General features: G+C 60.1%; 19 protein-coding genes and 2 pseudogenes. 9 read left to right on the top strand and 12 right to left on the bottom strand.

All coding sequences use genetic code 11. The features are described from left to right. The first annotated feature begins 587 nt into the window (after positions 1–587). Positions 588–839, top strand: a complete 252-nt coding sequence (locus FJ973_RS31285; protein WP_224646664.1) for an AraC family transcriptional regulator — start codon at positions 588–590, stop codon at positions 837–839. 463 nt (positions 840–1302) lie between these two features. Here the strand turns inward: FJ973_RS31285 and FJ973_RS08260 are convergent, their stop codons facing one another. From FJ973_RS08260 to FJ973_RS08225, 7 genes and pseudogenes are all read right to left on the bottom strand, one after another. Continuing rightward, a complete protein-coding gene (locus tag FJ973_RS08260) occupies positions 1303–1506 on the bottom strand; it encodes a CsbD family protein (RefSeq protein ID WP_140499719.1) in 204 nt (67 codons plus the stop codon). 135 nt (positions 1507–1641) lie between these two features. Further along, positions 1642–1932, bottom strand: a complete 291-nt coding sequence (locus FJ973_RS08255) for a hypothetical protein (RefSeq protein WP_140499721.1) — start codon at positions 1930–1932, stop codon at positions 1642–1644. Positions 1933–1993: 61 nt separating this feature from the next. Continuing rightward, a pseudogene (locus FJ973_RS08250) lies at positions 1994–2440 on the bottom strand (MucR family transcriptional regulator). Between the two features lie 633 nt (positions 2441–3073). Continuing rightward, entirely contained in the window at positions 3074–3295 is a 222-nt protein-coding gene (locus FJ973_RS08245) for a hypothetical protein (RefSeq protein WP_140499723.1), read from the bottom strand. 273 nt (positions 3296–3568) lie between these two features. Beyond that, positions 3569–3970, bottom strand: coding sequence for a hypothetical protein (locus tag FJ973_RS30820; protein WP_181165400.1), 402 nt, complete (start codon positions 3968–3970; stop codon positions 3569–3571). Between the two features lie 24 nt (positions 3971–3994). Further along, positions 3995–4876 (bottom strand): GHMP kinase, encoded by an 882-nt coding sequence (locus FJ973_RS08230; protein WP_140523070.1) that lies wholly within the window; start codon positions 4874–4876, stop codon positions 3995–3997. Between the two features lie 225 nt (positions 4877–5101). Then, entirely contained in the window at positions 5102–5803 is a 702-nt protein-coding gene (locus FJ973_RS08225) for a response regulator transcription factor (RefSeq protein ID WP_140523067.1), read from the bottom strand. Between the two features lie 271 nt (positions 5804–6074). Between FJ973_RS08225 and FJ973_RS31730 the strand changes: the two genes are divergently transcribed. Next, the gene (locus FJ973_RS31730) at positions 6075–6455 is read left to right on the top strand and encodes a DUF982 domain-containing protein (protein ID WP_224656320.1); all 381 of its coding nucleotides are present in this window, start codon (positions 6075–6077) and stop codon (positions 6453–6455) included. A 70-nt stretch (positions 6456–6525) separates the two neighbouring features. Further along, positions 6526–7119: an SOS response-associated peptidase gene (locus FJ973_RS08215; RefSeq protein ID WP_140523065.1), complete on the top strand. Its 594-nt coding sequence runs from the start codon at positions 6526–6528 to the stop codon at positions 7117–7119. 20 nt (positions 7120–7139) lie between these two features. On the opposite strand, the gene FJ973_RS08210 is transcribed toward FJ973_RS08215, so the two are convergent. After that, positions 7140–7403: a hypothetical protein gene (locus FJ973_RS08210; protein ID WP_140523062.1), complete on the bottom strand. Its 264-nt coding sequence runs from the start codon at positions 7401–7403 to the stop codon at positions 7140–7142. Between the two features lie 15 nt (positions 7404–7418). Then, on the bottom strand, positions 7419–8006 hold the full coding sequence (locus FJ973_RS08205) for a hypothetical protein (protein ID WP_140499772.1): 588 nt from the start codon (positions 8004–8006) through the stop codon (positions 7419–7421). 121 nt (positions 8007–8127) lie between these two features. Between FJ973_RS08205 and FJ973_RS08200 the strand changes: the two genes are divergently transcribed. Beyond that, positions 8128–8340 (top strand): hypothetical protein, encoded by a 213-nt coding sequence (locus FJ973_RS08200; RefSeq protein ID WP_140499774.1) that lies wholly within the window; start codon positions 8128–8130, stop codon positions 8338–8340. Continuing rightward, complete coding sequence (locus tag FJ973_RS08195; protein WP_140499776.1) at positions 8337–8798, top strand: hypothetical protein; 462 nt, start codon at positions 8337–8339, stop codon at positions 8796–8798. The genes FJ973_RS08200 and FJ973_RS08195 overlap by 4 nt, the downstream gene beginning before the upstream one ends. Positions 8799–8826: 28 nt before the next feature. Here the strand turns inward: FJ973_RS08195 and FJ973_RS08190 are convergent, their stop codons facing one another. The 3 genes and pseudogenes from FJ973_RS08190 to FJ973_RS08180 all read right to left on the bottom strand — a co-directional run bounded on the left by FJ973_RS08190 (position 8827) and on the right by FJ973_RS08180 (position 10780). After that, a complete protein-coding gene (locus tag FJ973_RS08190; RefSeq protein ID WP_140523060.1) occupies positions 8827–9318 on the bottom strand; it encodes a thermonuclease family protein in 492 nt (163 codons plus the stop codon). 438 nt (positions 9319–9756) lie between these two features. Then, entirely contained in the window at positions 9757–10290 is a 534-nt protein-coding gene (locus FJ973_RS08185; protein WP_140523057.1) for a MucR family transcriptional regulator, read from the bottom strand. Positions 10291–10530: 240 nt separating this feature from the next. Beyond that, positions 10531–10780: pseudogene (locus FJ973_RS08180) on the bottom strand (hypothetical protein). 561 nt (positions 10781–11341) lie between these two features. On the opposite strand from FJ973_RS08180, the gene FJ973_RS08175 reads away from it, so the two are divergent. From FJ973_RS08175 to FJ973_RS08160, 4 genes are all read left to right on the top strand, one after another. After that, a complete protein-coding gene (locus tag FJ973_RS08175) occupies positions 11342–12301 on the top strand; it encodes an ArdC family protein (RefSeq protein ID WP_140555422.1) in 960 nt (319 codons plus the stop codon). A gap of 254 nt (positions 12302–12555) precedes the next feature. Continuing rightward, on the top strand, positions 12556–12813 hold the full coding sequence (locus FJ973_RS31280) for a hypothetical protein (RefSeq protein WP_140523055.1): 258 nt from the start codon (positions 12556–12558) through the stop codon (positions 12811–12813). Beyond that, positions 12813–13868, top strand: coding sequence for a toprim domain-containing protein (locus tag FJ973_RS08165; RefSeq protein ID WP_140523052.1), 1056 nt, complete (start codon positions 12813–12815; stop codon positions 13866–13868). Before FJ973_RS31280 ends, FJ973_RS08165 begins: the two co-directional genes overlap by 1 nt. 357 nt (positions 13869–14225) lie before the next feature. Further along, a complete protein-coding gene (locus tag FJ973_RS08160; protein WP_140523050.1) occupies positions 14226–15155 on the top strand; it encodes a DUF2493 domain-containing protein in 930 nt (309 codons plus the stop codon). Positions 15156–15463 lie beyond the last annotated feature (308 nt).

Here is a 15463-nt window from a genome sequence, read left to right as displayed (position 1 = left end):
AAACATCACAGGCAGGTCCAGTTGATATGACGGGATCTGCCTGCGTCTGACCTGCACATTAAAAATTGACGCTCGAGCGACGCAGCCAACGGTCTGCATCGGATCGGTCCCGACTATGCAACCGGGCACCTCAACGTTCTCCCCGGACTGATCTGTATTTCGAAGCTGCGGGTTCGTTCTCCGGTGCGGTCCTTGAACGGTTCTGTAATCAGAAGCAGCCCGGCCACGAGACTTTTCCTGCAAAGAAACGTCGGAGGGCCATAGCGACAACAACGCAGAGGGAAAGATCGCCTATCGTAACGGCCGAGGTACCGTTGCAAGCATCTGGATCTTGGATGTGAGGCGGTCGATATCTCTTCGACCTGATTTCGAGAAGGCTACCGCGCGGGGTTCTCTGGATCGCCAATGTGCGTATGCTATGCGCGGACTATCGAACAATAACGAATTGTTTTTCGTGAGGGAGCTGAGAGGCGCCACAGGGTGTTCCCACCGGGAGGTAACAAGGTCGAAGATGCGGCGCAATGATGATTTTCCGGAATGGATTTCCGTAACTGATGCAGCGCCGCATCCACAGATGAACGAAAAAGGTGGGCTTTCTGCCCGCAATGCCCGGGGTGCAGGAATTCCTGAGCGCGAACTTCTCGCGCAAATTAGCGCTTGCCGATATGGCCGCGGTTTGCGGGCTTTCATCCTCTCATTTTGTGCGGGCTTTCTCCAGGACAGTCGGGGCGCCGCCGCATCACTACGTTCTCAATCTGCGGCTCGACTTGGCGGAGAGACTGCTTGCCGACAAGCGCATGGCCATTGCGGAGATCGCCCATGTGAGCGGGGTTCTCTAGCCAAAGCCACTTTACGACCGTCATGAAGAAATGCCGGCATCTAACGCCGGCGCAGGCGCGGGTGGGCAAGGTTATACGCGAAGCTTAGGCTGCATGCTGGAAGGCGGCTGGGCGCGAGGAGATGGAGGACGGCGTGTCGAGCGTTAACATAAGCGTCGGGCCATTGCACGTCGCTCGATGCGTGACTGGATGCGGGCTTCCGCTGGCTGGCTGAAATTTGGTTGGCCTTTACCGCCGCAAGGCGCGCCGCAAGCTTGGCAGGGGCGCAGGAAGAACCAACCCATTGGGATCTCCAGAGCTTCAGCTTCGGCGGAGGCAAAGGGTCGACGTGGTGCGCGGCTCGACGCACCGTACAGGGCCAGCAGCGGCATGCGGCGAAGCGCAGGCCAGTCTCCCTGGTTCGATCCCGGAAGTCCATCTAGATCGATTGAGACAAGCGGAACCTAATTCCATAACCTGGTATCTACCAGCCCTGCCGACCATACCAGTCATCGACATCTCGGCGTACGCGATCCTTCTCGATGCCGTAGCGTTCCTGGATCAGGCCCTCGAGCTGATCGCGTTTGCCGCCAATGCGGTCGATATCATCATCAGTGAGCTTGCCCCACTGTTCCTTGACTTTACCTTTGACCTGCTTCCAATTTCCTTCGACGCGGTTCCAATCCATCGTGGCTTCTCCTTCGAATCACACATCGGAAGAACGGACAAATCGCCCTCGAGTTCCGCTATAATCGGGAGAGGCGGGCTGGGAAGATGGTGGCGCACGTTGGTTTGATCGGCGCGATGATCATTGCGGAAGTTTCTAAGCGCTCCCATCCGTTTCGCTATCCTCATCGATTTGGCGCACCGGCAGGTAGGCGTTGGTTTCCAGCCACTCGCGCAACACAATCTGAATGAGATCTGACCGGCCGATCTTCATCTCTCCGGCGATCGAGTTCAGCGCGTCTTCTGTTGCCGGCTCCAGGGGAACGCCAGCGACGTTTCGCAGCATCAAGGCGGCGCGGCGAAGGATAACTTGAAGATCCGGCCGCGGCATGTCCGCGATGCGGTCGGCGGCACGCTCAAGCTCTTCGGCAATGGATGCGCGGGTCATGGCTCCATTTTTGCCACACCGGCGGTGGCCTGCCCAGTACAAGGGCAGGATTTAGTTCGCGTCAGGCGACTTTGGCCGTGGGTTTGGCAGGAGGTTTCTTCCGAGGGACCGGCTTCCGCCCCAGACCCGACGCCTTTGCCAAAGCGGACCGCTGTTCCGCATAGTTCGGCGCCACCATCGGGTAGTCGGCTGGCAATTTTCACTTGGCACGGTATTCATCGGCCGTCATGCCAAGGTAACGAAGGTGGCGTTTCAGCGATTTGAACTTCTTGCCGTCGTCAAGACAGATGATGAAGTCCGCAGTAACCGACTTCTTTGGATTGACCGCGGGGACCTGCATCTCAACTGCCGGCGCGGCAGGCTTGCTCAGACCAGGCAGGGAAGCGTGTAGAGACGCAATGAGGTTTGGCAGTTCGCCGGCCGGCACGGGGTTGTTGCTGACATATGCGGCGACAACACCCGCGGTTAGCTCGACAATCTCAGTGACACTATTGGTCCGCTCCGGCAATTATTGGAACTCCTATTGCTTCGGCACCTTCTACTTGGGATTTGCCTCTTCGCAATTCGCGAAAGAGCAAAACGTTCTGCGGTTGTAGATTGGCGCGATCGTATACGACCGCGCTGGCGGGTGTCCCGGTGTTTCATACTCTCAAGATGATGCAAAGCCAGGCGACCAGAAGATCGCGCCAAAGCCTCGAAATTGCGGCCTAATTCGGCTTCACGTCGCGGTGCAGGCAGTCCTGCACTTCAATCGACGTTCAGGGGCCGCATCTCGAACGCTGGCGACGCGGATGTCCGTCGCGCGCTCCACGATGCTGACGGCGGCGAACCGCCGGTCCGCATTTCGCGGCAGGAGCGGCGCAGCCCGGTTGCCGTGCTGTTTCATCATATTCGGTCATCAGCGAAAGTCGCTGACCTGACCTTGGTCGTGTGTGACGCGTATCGACATCATACCGGGTTGGCGTCCGGTCGTCACCGTCGACCCTTCGATGAGGACGCCGCCTGAATGGCGCTTGGCGCCCCAATCTTGTCAACTCCTCCACGACAAATTCGGCCATCGATGGCTCCTGAAAGCCCGCCCAGCGCGTCAGCCGTATCCCGCGGTTTTCTGGATCCAGTGCTCGGCCTCTAGTGCTGCAAATTATTCTGGAGACTTGAGGTTCCGGTAACTTGCGAATTCGAACTCACTGATCTTGCGCGTGCCGAGATCGGTGACGCGCACCCAGGGTTTGCCGGATGTTCGCCCGGGCTTCAGTGGTCGCTGGACGACCTTCACAACGGCATGAACATGGCTGTGGGCTTCCACTGAGGTGGTGCTGATCACCTTCGTGCCGTTCATCGCCTCAACTTTGAAACTTGCCATCGGCCCGATCTCTCCGAGGCGATCCTAGCCAAGTCCGAATTCGAACGGAACTGTCGTGGCTGTTGCTGGTGAACAGGAATTGCTTGCTAAGGTGCTGGTGCACGAAGGCGGCTATTCGAAAGATGGGCGGCCTTGTTCGCTTAGATGCAACTGATGGTTTGGGGAGCGTTGCTACCCTTGGCCAGCATCGTCCTCCGCTGGCCGGCTCCGATGAAGCCCGTCACTGTTTCCGCAGTGGCGGGCTTTTTAACATCCGCTGACTGTGCGTGACGCCTATCCCGCCATTGCCGCCATTGCCGCCCGTGGTGGGAGCCGCATTGTCGTTGCCACCGCTGCCGCCATTGCCGCCGGTGATCGTCCCGAGGTTAGTGAATGTGGCTCCGGAGACAAGCGAAACGCCGGCGCTTCCATTGCCGCCATGACCGCCGAGCACCGGGATCGTTTGCGTCGAGCAGCAGCCGACGTTGTTGCCGCCGTTGCCGCCGTTCCCGACGAGGATTCGCAGATCGTGGCTTCAGGCTTCAACTGATCGCGTTCCACAGCCCGCTCGAGCATGAACCGGGCTGGCAGCAGCTTCATCAGGAAGAAGCTGGCGCCGAAAAGAGCTCCGCCGAGCGCCACAAGGCGCGGGCCCTCGAAATCTTCCAGCTTTCGCATCAGCGCACGGGTCGACATGGGTTACTCCTGCGTGCCAGGCGTTCAATGGCGAAAGATCGTCGGCTCGAAATTGGACTGACGCAGAGCGCCTGCCGCGCGATCGATGTTTACGGATGCATTCTGGTCTCTAGCGTCGAACATCAGTCCGACGACCGTGCCGCTGTGAGCGACCTGAACGCCAATGGCGCCGAAGCGGTCACCGACGGTTTCGATCTCTCTCAGCCGTGGTTTGGCAAGAAACCGCTCGTTGATCCGCGCGCTCGCCGTCGCAACCCTGCCCAGCATGCGGGCGTCCGCATTCTTGATGGCTGTTCGCAACAGGCTTCGAAGCGGCCGAAAGGTCTCGATCTCCAGGTGACCGTAACGCGCCGGCTCGAATTCAAGCGTATCGACCGTGAGCTGGGGGGTGGTATCGATGCTGATGAAGTCGATCGGCGGCAGCGGCTTGCGGAATGCCTCCATCACGATGCCGTCCCGGTGCGCAAACAGCACCGCTTGCTGCCTGAACAAAGTGGAGTCACAGGCCGTTTCCGCGCTGACCGCGAGCTGCATGACCTCATCCGACGCCGCATCGATCTCCAACCAATTCAATACCGCCAGGATGCTTGCCAGAACGTCGGCGGTGGAGGAGCCCATGCCACGGCCAATGGGGATGTTGCTATCCATCGAGAGATGGCCGCCGCTGCCGGGCCGGCCGAATGCATTGATGGTCAACTCGGCCGCGCGTCGAGCCTTCTCCCGCGAGGCTGGCCAGACAGTCACGTGATCGCTATCGTTTGCGCTGAACCTGGCTTTGGACCTCAGATGACGACAGGGCAGCGAGACCAGCGCGCGTCGCAACCGCGCGCCCTCATCCTCGAAAACGCCTTGAACCAGTTCCCCGTGATGGCCAATGGCTTCAGCGTATCCCGAGCCCTCAGACATGGGCATTCCTCCATATACTTTAGCAACCACTTAAGTTACTCGGTGAATACTTTCGCAGGCCGGATCGTCTACAGCAACAACCAAGTTGATAATCTTTTGTATTCCAAAACGTTGCGAGTACATGACGCGCATTTATTTCCTCTTACATATTGGTCACAAATGTAGAGCCCGACCAGGCGGGCAGGGGCGGCTGCCGGCGTTCCTCGATATGTGCTGCGGGAATGATCAGGCCGACTGGTCTTCGAGCGCGTATCCGGCGAGCCTTACAGTGCGAATGGCAACGCTTCGTGATGACCGCCTGAGTAACTTTCGCAACTGGCTCATGTGAACATCGACCACGCGCGTGCTTACACTGGCGCTATTTGTCCAGGCCACGGCGATCAGCTCATCGCGGCTGAGCACCTTTTCCGGATTTTCCAGCATGTGGCGCAGCAACTTGAACTCGATTGGCCCGAGCGATATCTCCTTGCCGGCGCAGCGCACGCGATGGGTATCAAGCTGCATCTCGATATCGCTATATGCCAGCGACTTGCCACGCCGGGATCCCTGTTCCGATGCTTGGCCCACCGCCAGCCTGGCCCGCAGGTATTCGAGCAGCTTGGCCGGGGCAAACGGCCGGACAAAGCATTCGTCAATGCCAGACCTCAGCAGCTGAATGTGCTGAGCTTCCGCGCCGGGCGACACCAGAGCGACACAGGGGAGGGCGCCTGTGCGAGCATCCTGCTTGAGCCCGGCACTTTTGGCCCCCAGCTGGTTGTCCGGTCGACAATCCAGCACCACGGCCCGAACCGGCATGCCCGCTGCAAGCTCCAGCACTTCATCGATGGAACCGGCCAGCGTACTGGCGAAGCCGTCGACCTCGAGAATGTGGCTGAGGAGCAGATAAAATTCCGCGTCCTTCGAGCAGATCACTATCAATGGCTTCATATGCGCAGCGTTAGGATCTTTCAGCTGCCATCAAGACGGGCTGGCTATATTCGAATCCCGCATTCCCAAAGGCCAGCATGCCAGAACAAGCCACCCAAAACAACAAAGCCCAAAAACGAGCTTGGCGTCGCAGCAAACATGCCGGCGGCCGGTCCGTGCTTCCCTCTACGGCAAATTCGAGTCCAGCGGCGGCCGCCGCCAAAAAAGACAAAGGGCGTATAAACCGAAATCCCGCGCGCGTCCGCAACGGCGGACAAGCCTCGCGCGTGGGATGGAGGAATTCCGCCTCGGCCGCGGTGGTGAACGGGACAGCCTAAGGAGCGTCAGCATAGCGACGGCTGAAAGCCTGGACGCGGGACTGACTGTCCCCGCCAAGGCGGTCCGCACACTGCACGATGGTCGAGGTAGGCCGTGGTATCTGTCATCGGCATCCCGCCGCAACGGATCTCGCCGGCGAACCGGAACCTATCGCCTGATCATTAATCTACTCCCAGGGGGAGCCCGATGGCCGGCGATGACCAGTTCGAAAGATGTTGCGGCCCGGAAAGCCTTACCGCGTGTTCTCGAAGGGCTGAAAGAGGCCCATCACGCCCGCAGGCTATTCATTGAGGCCGCGACGAAGGGGATATTCTGGCTAAATGGGGCCCGCTGAGTTGAGCGGCAGCCGCCTTTTCATCGAGAGCCAGATAGGCTTACTCTAAGAAGGTCGCCCGGAGCCTTCCATGTGCAACGATTATGAACAGCATGTCCTGTGGGGTGAATACTGTCGGATGATGGCGTCGCTGGCGCTCAAAATCCCGGCGCACCAAACCGAACTCGATTTGCCGCAGGCGGATGACATCCGCATTAATGACCCGGCGCCAATAATGCGCGGCGCCGGCGATGCGATTGAATTGGCATCGATGACGTTCGGATTTCCGCCGGCGGGCCCAAAGGGGGGACCGGTGTTCAACTTTCGCTCCGAAGGGAGGCAATTCGCAAACAGCAATCGATGCCTCATTCCGGCCTCCGGGTTCTTCGAGTTCACTGGTGCGAAATATCCGAAGGCGAAACATCGCTTTACGCTCAACGGCTCTCCATTTATGGCCATCGCAGGGCTTTGGCGTGAGGCCGCCGGCAACAAGCCGCCTACCTTCACCATGCTGACGACTGATCCCGGGCCCGATGTCGCACCATTTCATAATCGGCAGGTCGTTGTTCTTCAGCCGCAGAATTGGGCTGCCTGGATCAACCTGACGAAGCCCGAATCTGAACTCTTGCGGCCGCTTCCGGCGGGGTCGCTTAGAGTGGAAACGGTGCGCCCGCAAAGCGCGTAACACGAGGCCGATCCTGACGATCATTCCATGTCGGGTACGTCACCGCTGACGAAAAGCGTTGTAGGCGGGCCGTAGTCCCCAAGCGCTGGATCGGCATCGCGGCTCCATGCGATGACGCCGACATGCCTGGTAGCCAGCGCCTTGGCTATGCGAACTGCCCTTTCCTCGCTTTGCTGATCCGCCGGGCCGTAGGCGGCAAACAGATCGCCCTCGTTGCCGCGATCAAAGGCAATGACGACGATCAGCTTTGGCTTCTTCTGGCCAGGCAGGACATGGTCGGACATCATCTCTCCTTCGCATCAGCGCGAGGCCTGCTTTTCCGTCGCCGCTTCAAGCGCGTTTATTGCATCACAGACGGCTTGGCGCTTGGGTTCGACCGGCTCGTCAGGGTGGAAATGAGAAAGCGAAAGAGTGGTGAAGACGACGGTTAGGTCGCCGATGAGGTCTCGCATTTTGAACCGATCTTCGACATCGGCCGCAATGCGCCAGGCCAAGATGGAATCCCTTCCGCTAAGCGTGTCTTTGCCGCCTCGCTCAACATCTGCACGAAGCATCGCCAACGCGGTGACGCGGTCGACGAGTTGGGTTTCCGGATCGATCAGTAGCTCCAGATCCACGCTTAGAGGCTTGCGTTCTTCAGGCCAGCCGGCACAGCACGCCTCCAGGGCGGCGGTATGGGCTTGGCCCCAGGCTTGTGCGCAGGCGCCGGCTCGACCGTCCAATCCATCTTCCGGAAAGCCGTTTATATCCCAGCCTTCGAGTGCAAAGGCGCCTTGTGCCGCTTCCTCGGCTGTGAAACCGGCGCGCTCCAAAGCCGTCTCGGCGGCCGCGATGCCGCGCGAAATCTCCTCAGGCGATGCGCCTGGGACGGTCAAAACCAGGTCCATGTCTGTCTCCGGTAACTATTTTAGCTACAGTGAACGAAAAGAGAACATTGAGTCAAGACTGCTCTTGACGAGGAAGGAATATGTTCCTTATTCCTGAATGACATCTGAGCAGGAAAGAGGCATGGGAACGCGCCAGAACGCGCCGGCCGGCGAAGCTATGTCCGAACTGGAAGAGGTGGCTGAGCAGGCCATAGCCGCAGCCGGCGGCGATGTCTTGGTCGCGTTGCTGAATGTCCTTGCCAGGAACAACGACCTTGAACGGGAACTGGGCTTGTCGCGGGCCGCAGTCTCGAACGGCTATTCTCGCGGCTGGCATAAGGCGCGGGTTCAATGACCGAGACGGCGGAAGACAATTTCCGGATCGAAGTCTGGGATCGAGAGGAGAAAACCCATCTAGAAACCATATGCCGATCTCCGGACGCGGTGGTCAGCCAGGCAGCTTGGCAGGCGGCCATTCGGCGTCGGCCCGGAATGCTGCTGATTCACTACAACAGCCGCCATGTCATGGAGAAGATTATCACTCCGGGCGAGGTGAAGGTTCCACCGCAGACTGTCATCAACGGCAGCATTCATGCCGGGTTGGACGTTTCACTTGGCGATCTGCGCGAATGGCACACGTTGCGAGCTTGGTGCAAACGCTGCTCGCACTATGCCGAGGTGAAGCCAGCCGCGCTTATTCGGCGATACGGCAAGGACGCGCTGTTCAGCTCCGTTGAGAGGGCGCTTGTCTGCACGAGCTGCGATCGAGGCGGTCCGGTGAGACTGGAGATTCACAAGCTGCCGCGGAATTGAACCGGCTCCTGAGGGAACGGCGAAGGTCCTAGTGTTGCCTGCGCCAATTCCAGGGCTTGTCGAATGAGCCGGCCCACAGGCCGCGCTTTGCGGTCCTGGCTTCCTGCTCGGCTCCAACGTAGAAGCCGGCACTGTATTTCGGCCAATCAAGCGCATAGCCCTGCCTGACCATCCATTCGCCGATATCGACGCCTGCGGCGGTGCAGACAGCGACCATGCGCCTGTAGCGATCGCGGTCGACTCCAATGCACGATGTTGGGCGATGCGCATCGAGGAAATCCGCCAACACCAGAGACGCCTGCTGGCCGCAACGGTACTTCTTGCCAGAGGCGATGGCGCAGATCTGAGCACTCTCCGGCGCGTCCATGCCATTGAGGCGAATCCGCTGTCCATGAATTTCGATCGTGTCGCCGTCCACGACTGATGGAATGCCCACCAGTGGTTCGGCCACGGAAGGCAAGGTGAGGCAGAGCAAGGCGGCCGACAAGCGGCAGACGCCAAGGGCGGGAAATCGCGGCATCTCAGCCATCGCACGCGCAGCCGGGCGCTTTGTGGCATCGCTTCTCTCGCGAGATGCAGCTATCGCCACATGCCTGACCGGCCGAACAAGTCTTGCAACATCCCTCGACATAAACCGTCGACCAGGGCACCGGCGCCTGTGGGCGCCGCACGACCGACGCAGGATCCACCGGCATGAAAACGCCGCCGATCGCCAATGCGGCGATAATCCGAAACATAACTGCGCCTCCCTACGACACCCCGGCTCCGTGCCAGCGACCTCGGTGATCCAAGACCCAGGTCCTTAGTTCTCTTCTTTACCTTCTTGGTCGGGGCAGTTCTTCCCTCATCCGGTTCCGCTGTGCCGCAGACTGAACCGACATGCAACTGAGCCCCGCCACGCGGCGGGGCTTCATCAAGGTCAGGCCGCTACAGCCTGGCACCTTGCCAGGGCAGTCCCTCAGGCTTTGACGGATGCCTTGCGCGTCTTCTTCAGCGGTGACTTGATTGACGCCGCAGGTGTTCTTGCGGCTGCTAAGCGCGCTGGTTTTTTTGTTTTCTCGTTCGCGGTTGGTGCGGGCACCACCGCCTTTCGTCCAAGGCCTGCTGATTTCGCCAATGCCGAGCGCGTGGCCGTATAGTTCGGCGCGACCATAGGATAGTCGACTGGAAGGTTCCACTTCAGGCGATACTCATTAGGGCTCAGATTGTAGTGAACTCGGATATGGCGCTTGAGCGATTTGAACTTCTTCCCATTCTCAAGGCAGATAATAAAGTCTGGCGTCACCGACTTTCTGATCGATATTGCCGGTTCCTGCTTGACCACAGGCTCTATCGCCGTCGTGCCGATGCCTTTCAGAGCGGCATGAATATCGCCAATCAGCTTCGGCAACTCGCCAACCGGCAGCGGATTGTTCGAGACATACGCGGCGACGATGTCGGCCGCTATCGACACAGTATCCAGTTGGCCGTCATGTTCGAGAGCAGTGGTCATATAGTTTCCTCTTACCGTATCGGACGAATTGATCGAGCTTTGATTTGCCATACCGCCAGCGAGACAAATAGTTTATTTCCCTCTACAAGCCACATGTTTTTTCCCAAAACATGCCGAAAATACTACACCTAGGCGAGTCAACCTAGCCAAGCAGAGCCGGCAAGGCTGCCATGAACGAAACGCCGAGAGGTCGGTGTAAGAGGAGAGGCCGGGACATTTGTCGATCATGGCGGAATGAATCTATTCCCTGCGGTGATTCCCTTGCAAACAGGAAGTCGACGATATTCTCGTCATCGTCTCCAGGTAGTTCGGTAAACGCCGCTTCGAGTTTAAGGCGATCCCAAATCACGCGGCCGTCAACTTTCTTCGGCTTCGGCATGCGCCGGTCAGCAACCATCTGGTCGAATTTTGTCATGGCCGCGCCAACATATCGGGCAGCTTCTTCGCGTGAGAGACCCCGAGAAGGATAGGAAAGGGAGTCGCTTTTCATAACCTCGCCCCGGTATGTGTCCGCCCTTGTGCGTGGGCTTCCCATTCATGGATCAAGATCTGGATTGTATAGCCACTGCCGGAAGGGATCCGATCAAACGGTGCGGTGAATTGCGGTCAGGGCGTGTAAATAGGATGGTTTGCTGGTTGAGCGCCGAGTTGGTGTACTGGAAATAGACCGTCGGAATCACGCGACGACCGGTAAAAACGGTGCCCCCTTCTTCGAAGAGTGTCTTATTTTACGCAGGCATGGCACCAATCGTTTTTGATCCGGCGCCCTTCGCCGGGGGCGGTCGGTCCCGCATCCCGCCTGGCGGCGGCGCTATGCTGATGCTCCTTCGGCCGCCTCTGTTGAACCGGTCTCAGGGCCACGAACTTGCTCCAGCACCGAACTGACTTGGTCGCAATGACGGACATTTCGGTGCCTCCGCCTTGTACGCCGTTTTTCATTTGGTCGGGAAAGCAGAGCTCTCCCGACGGAGAGTTAGAGGATGGGAGGGGTTTTTCGCGACGGGTTGAAAGCGGAAGGAGAGGCCTTCGGCGCCCGTCGCGGAGAACCGCGATGTATGTCCGGACCAAACGAACCCACGCCGCCGACCGGTCGAACCTCTACGACGAGATCACCGGCAAGATAATTGCCGAGCTGGAAGGGGGTCGTTTTCCCTGGGTTCAGCCATGGGGAACTTCCGCCGCAAACGCGTCGCTTTCCCTGCCGAAGAATGCCAGGACGCATCGCGCGTATAGCGGGATCAACGTGCTTATTCTCTGGGGCGCGGTCGTTGAATGCGGGTTCCCAACGCAGAGTTGGATAACTTATCGACAGGCTTTCGCGCTCGGCGGGAATGTCCGTAGAGGCGAGCGCGGGACAACGGTCGTTTATGCCGATCGTTTTGTCCCGGATCACGAGAAGAAGCGCGCTCGCGAGACGGGTGAGGATGCTCAAGCCATCCCGTTCCTCAAGCGCTTCACCGTTTTCAACATTGAACAATGTAAAGGGCTACCTGACGAAATCGCAGCTTCGGCTGTACTGCCGGTGGCTAGCCCGATCGAACCGCGTGTCGAGGCGCTGATCAAGGCCACCGGCATCGACTTTCGTATCGGCGGCGATAGGGCGTTTTACGTGCCGGCCCACGATTATATACAGGTGCCTCCGCCCCAAGCCTACTTCGAGCCGATCAATTGGCATCGGACAGCCTTGCATGAGCTCGGTCATGCCACCGGCCACAGTTCACGTCTCGATCGCAAATTATCCGGCTCTACCGCCTCCAGGAAGTATGCGTTCGAGGAACTCGTGGCAGAAATCAACGCGGCCTTCTGCTGCGCCGCCTTGGGCATAGTGCCCACGGTTCGGCATGCCGACTACATCGGCTCATGGCTGGAGGTTTTGCGCGAGGACAATCGCGCCATCGTTCGCGCCGCCAGCCTGGCCAGCAAGGCGGCCGATTGGCTTCTTGGCCACGTGCCGGTGGAGGCCGAAGCATCCATCGGGCTGAGCGCAGGCAACGACAAATGGGCGGCATAATTTCGCTGACCCGAACAGCGCATGCACCGTTCCGCCGATCGGCATAGGTATCAAGTGCCAGCCGCACTTCGTCTGTCCGCTCCAACCATCGGCTCACGCGGAGACAACGTACAGGCCGACATGCGTGCGCGCTCGGCAGTCGAGCAACGGTGTGCCGGATTGTGCAGGCAGGAGAGGGAGAGGGTTGGAGGGATCTTGTGACGGGTTCAAGGCTGAGAGAGAGGCTCTCGGCGGCCCGTCGCGGAGACCTTCAAATGACCACTGCCGTTCAAAAGATCACGCTGTCGTCCTCGCGCGATATCCCTTTCAACAAGCTGGTGCTCGGCCAGTCCAATGTGCGTCGCATCACCGATACCATGCGCGAGCGGCTCACCGCCTACGGACTCTTCCATGAAATCATATCCTGGAAGCTGCGCATGTTTGTGCCGGCGGACGCCAGCGGGCCTGCGGTGCCGGCCAAGGTTATCGAGTGTTGGCCAGTGCAGCGCATCAGTGAGAGGGAGGCCCGCTGATGCTGCCTCGCGATGCATCCGAACTGGCAAGCCATCTTGCTCGGCAGGCTGAGGCTGTTTGCCGCCGTTACCTTTCCAACGGTCGCCGTGAGGGCCGCTACTGGCTGGTTGGCGACGCCCGCAATGCGCCGGGGCGCTCGATGTTTGTGCGTCTCAAGGGACCGGATTGCGGCAAGGGTGCCGCCGGGAAATGGACCGACGCCGCCACCGGCGAGCACGGCGACCTTCTGGACGTCATCCGTGAATCGCTTGGCCTGACGGACTTCAAGGATGTGTCCGGCGAGGCGCGCAGCTTTCTGTCCATGCCGCCCACGAACGAACCAAAGGGCCAGTGGGAGCAAGCCGTTCCCGCTGCCGGCGGTTCCCCTGAAGCGGCGCGGCGGCTGGTCTCCATGTCGCAGCCGATACGGGGAACTCTTGTGGAGACGTATTTGCGCGCACGCGCGATTACAGCCGTGCATGAGACTGGGAGCCTACGGTTTCATCCTCGCTGCTACTACCGTTCAGACCGCGGCCGGACTGAAACCTGGCCGGCAATGGTCGCGGCGGTCACCGACCTCAAAGGCAAGCTTACCGGGGCCCACCGCACCTGGCTCGATCCGGGCGGATTTAGCGAAGCCCATCTCGGCCGCGCTCCGCTCGAGACACCGAGACGGGCCATGGGCGAACTGCTCGGACACGCTGTCCGCTTCGGCTGCTGCTGCGATGTCATGGCCGCCGGTGAGGGCATCGAGACCATGCTGTCGCAACGCACTGTCCTGCCCGCCATGCCGGCACTCGCAGCCTTGTCGGCGGCGCATCTGTCCGCAATCCTGTTTCCTGACACATTGCGGCGCCTCTACATCGCCCGTGACAATGATCCGGCAGGCGACGCAGCAGTGGCAACCCTGATTGAACGCACCAGCGCGGCCGGTATCGAGGCCATGGTTCTGACGCCGAAACTTGGCGACCTCAACGAGGATCTGCGTCTACTCGGCGTCAATGCGCTGAGGGGGATCCTGCGGGTTCAGATCGCGCCACAGGATGTCGAGCGCTTCGTGAAGCTGGCGGCCTGACCGGAAGGGGAAGGGAGGGGTGGCATTTGCTAGGCGTACCTCGGTGCGCAGGGGGGCCTTCGCTGAGGCGAGGGCCGGCCCACCGGCCTTCCAGAGGGCGATCGGGCACCAGCCGGTCCGGACAGGCAATGGCTGCGCCCCGTTATTTTCCGGCGGCCCTTGCCACCCCGTGCGGCGAGCCGCCCGGGACCTCGTCTTCGGGCCTTTCCATCGCGAACCAAAATAGCCGGGCTTCGCCATCCTTCACTCCCGTTCCGGCCCTGCGCTGGCGCTTCGGGTGCAAGTCCGGATCGTCCATCGCCTTCGTCGCCATGAAGGCCGCGATGGGCGCGGCCGGTCCCACGAAGGCAAGCCGCCATGAGCACCGAGCACGATACCGACTTCGAGCCGCAACCCGCATCATCATCCATCGACCACATCCTGCACGAGCTTCAGCTCTACGGCTACCGTCCCTTCGACGATGAACCCGATCCGCGCCCGCTTCCCGAAGGCCGGGTCATAGCCGCCAGCATCGCCGACATCTTCGACGCTCTCCTGGTGGCGATGGCCGACACACGCCTTGAGCCCGACCTCGAGGAGTTGCTGTGGGGGACGGTCAATCTGTTCCATCGCGCGACCAAGCGGATCGAACGCGAGCTCGATGAAAACGAGCTTGGCCAGCAACGGCTACAGCGCGAACAAGACGGATCCGAGGTCAAGTCGGTCGAGCTCGAGCGCCTCATCGCCCAAGGTCAGACGCTGCTCGAACGCCGCAACGCCTTCGAATTGATGCGCGATCAGGCCGCCGAGCATTACGAGCGCCACACACACTCGATCTGGCGCCCGCGTTCGGGCTCTGTCGTCAACCATCGCAACCTGACCGCGGCTCTGATCGACAGCCGGGACTTCGTTGCCGCGAGGAAGCATACAGACAGTCAGGTGCTGTTGCCTCCGGGCCCGAAAGTCGCCTTCACCGGCGGGCTCGATTTCAACGATCATTGGCTGATCTGGGCCAAGCTCGACCAGGTCCATGGCAAGCATCCGGACATGGTCCTGCTGCACGGCGGGTCACCCAAAGGTGCCGAGTTGATCGCGGCCAAATGGGCTCACAGCCGCAAGGTGCCACAGATTGCCTTCAAGCCGGACTGGACCAAACATGGCAAGGCCGCGCCCTTCAAGCGCAACGACGCCATGCTCGACACCTTGCCGATTGGCGTCATTCATTTCCCCGGCTCAGGCATTCAGGACAACCTCGCCGACAAGGCCCGCAGGCTCGGCATTCCGGTGATGAGGTTCGGCGCCACATGACGGCGCCACAAGGCCAGTCGCCTCCAGTCATTCGCTTTGTTTTTCGTCGCTCCCGGCGCGTTGATCGAACGATCGCTCCTGCCGATTTGGCGGCGGTGAATGCGAAGTGGCGAACCATGAGGTTCACATCCCATCCCGTCCTGGAATGGAGAACAGGGACCCTATCCCCGCGTTTGTCGGCGCAATTCCTTGGTCCGGTCCGAGGGCCTGATGCCATCAATCCATAAAGGGTCGGACTACGCAAAGCGTGCCGCCGTTTCGGCTTTGCCTTCACGGTGATTGCGGCCCTCGGCCGGATACATCGGGCG

It is taken from the genome of Mesorhizobium sp. B2-1-3, assembly GCF_006442495.1.
Taxonomy (GTDB): Bacteria; Pseudomonadota; Alphaproteobacteria; order Rhizobiales; family Rhizobiaceae; genus Mesorhizobium.
Note: the sequence above shows the minus strand (reverse complement) of the source record. Positions and strands in the feature narration are given on the sequence as shown.

Bases quoted from the DNA above. Each gene is read 5' to 3' on its own strand.
- FJ973_RS08260 (WP_140499719.1), bottom strand. From the start codon at position 1,506: ATGGATTGGAACCGCGTCGAAGGAAATTGGAAGCAGGTCAAAGGTAAA.
- FJ973_RS08255 (WP_140499721.1), bottom strand. From the start codon at position 1,932: ATGACCCGCGCATCCATTGCCGAAGAGCTTGAGCGTGCCGCCGACCGC.
- FJ973_RS08245 (WP_140499723.1), bottom strand. From the start codon at position 3,295: ATGGCAAGTTTCAAAGTTGAGGCGATGAACGGCACGAAGGTGATCAGC.
- FJ973_RS30820 (WP_181165400.1), bottom strand. From the start codon at position 3,970: ATGTCGACCCGTGCGCTGATGCGAAAGCTGGAAGATTTCGAGGGCCCG.
- FJ973_RS08230 (WP_140523070.1), bottom strand. From the start codon at position 4,876: ATGTCTGAGGGCTCGGGATACGCTGAAGCCATTGGCCATCACGGGGAA.
- FJ973_RS08225 (WP_140523067.1), bottom strand. From the start codon at position 5,803: ATGAAGCCATTGATAGTGATCTGCTCGAAGGACGCGGAATTTTATCTG.
- FJ973_RS31730 (WP_224656320.1), top strand. From the start codon at position 6,075: ATGGAGGAATTCCGCCTCGGCCGCGGTGGTGAACGGGACAGCCTAAGG.
- FJ973_RS08215 (WP_140523065.1), top strand. From the start codon at position 6,526: ATGTGCAACGATTATGAACAGCATGTCCTGTGGGGTGAATACTGTCGG.
- FJ973_RS08210 (WP_140523062.1), bottom strand. From the start codon at position 7,403: ATGTCCGACCATGTCCTGCCTGGCCAGAAGAAGCCAAAGCTGATCGTC.
- FJ973_RS08205 (WP_140499772.1), bottom strand. From the start codon at position 8,006: ATGGACCTGGTTTTGACCGTCCCAGGCGCATCGCCTGAGGAGATTTCG.
- FJ973_RS08200 (WP_140499774.1), top strand. From the start codon at position 8,128: ATGGGAACGCGCCAGAACGCGCCGGCCGGCGAAGCTATGTCCGAACTG.
- FJ973_RS08195 (WP_140499776.1), top strand. From the start codon at position 8,337: ATGACCGAGACGGCGGAAGACAATTTCCGGATCGAAGTCTGGGATCGA.
- FJ973_RS08190 (WP_140523060.1), bottom strand. From the start codon at position 9,318: ATGCCGCGATTTCCCGCCCTTGGCGTCTGCCGCTTGTCGGCCGCCTTG.
- FJ973_RS08185 (WP_140523057.1), bottom strand. From the start codon at position 10,290: ATGACCACTGCTCTCGAACATGACGGCCAACTGGATACTGTGTCGATA.
- FJ973_RS08175 (WP_140555422.1), top strand. From the start codon at position 11,342: ATGTATGTCCGGACCAAACGAACCCACGCCGCCGACCGGTCGAACCTC.
- FJ973_RS31280 (WP_140523055.1), top strand. From the start codon at position 12,556: ATGACCACTGCCGTTCAAAAGATCACGCTGTCGTCCTCGCGCGATATC.
- FJ973_RS08165 (WP_140523052.1), top strand. From the start codon at position 12,813: ATGCTGCCTCGCGATGCATCCGAACTGGCAAGCCATCTTGCTCGGCAG.
- FJ973_RS08160 (WP_140523050.1), top strand. From the start codon at position 14,226: ATGAGCACCGAGCACGATACCGACTTCGAGCCGCAACCCGCATCATCA.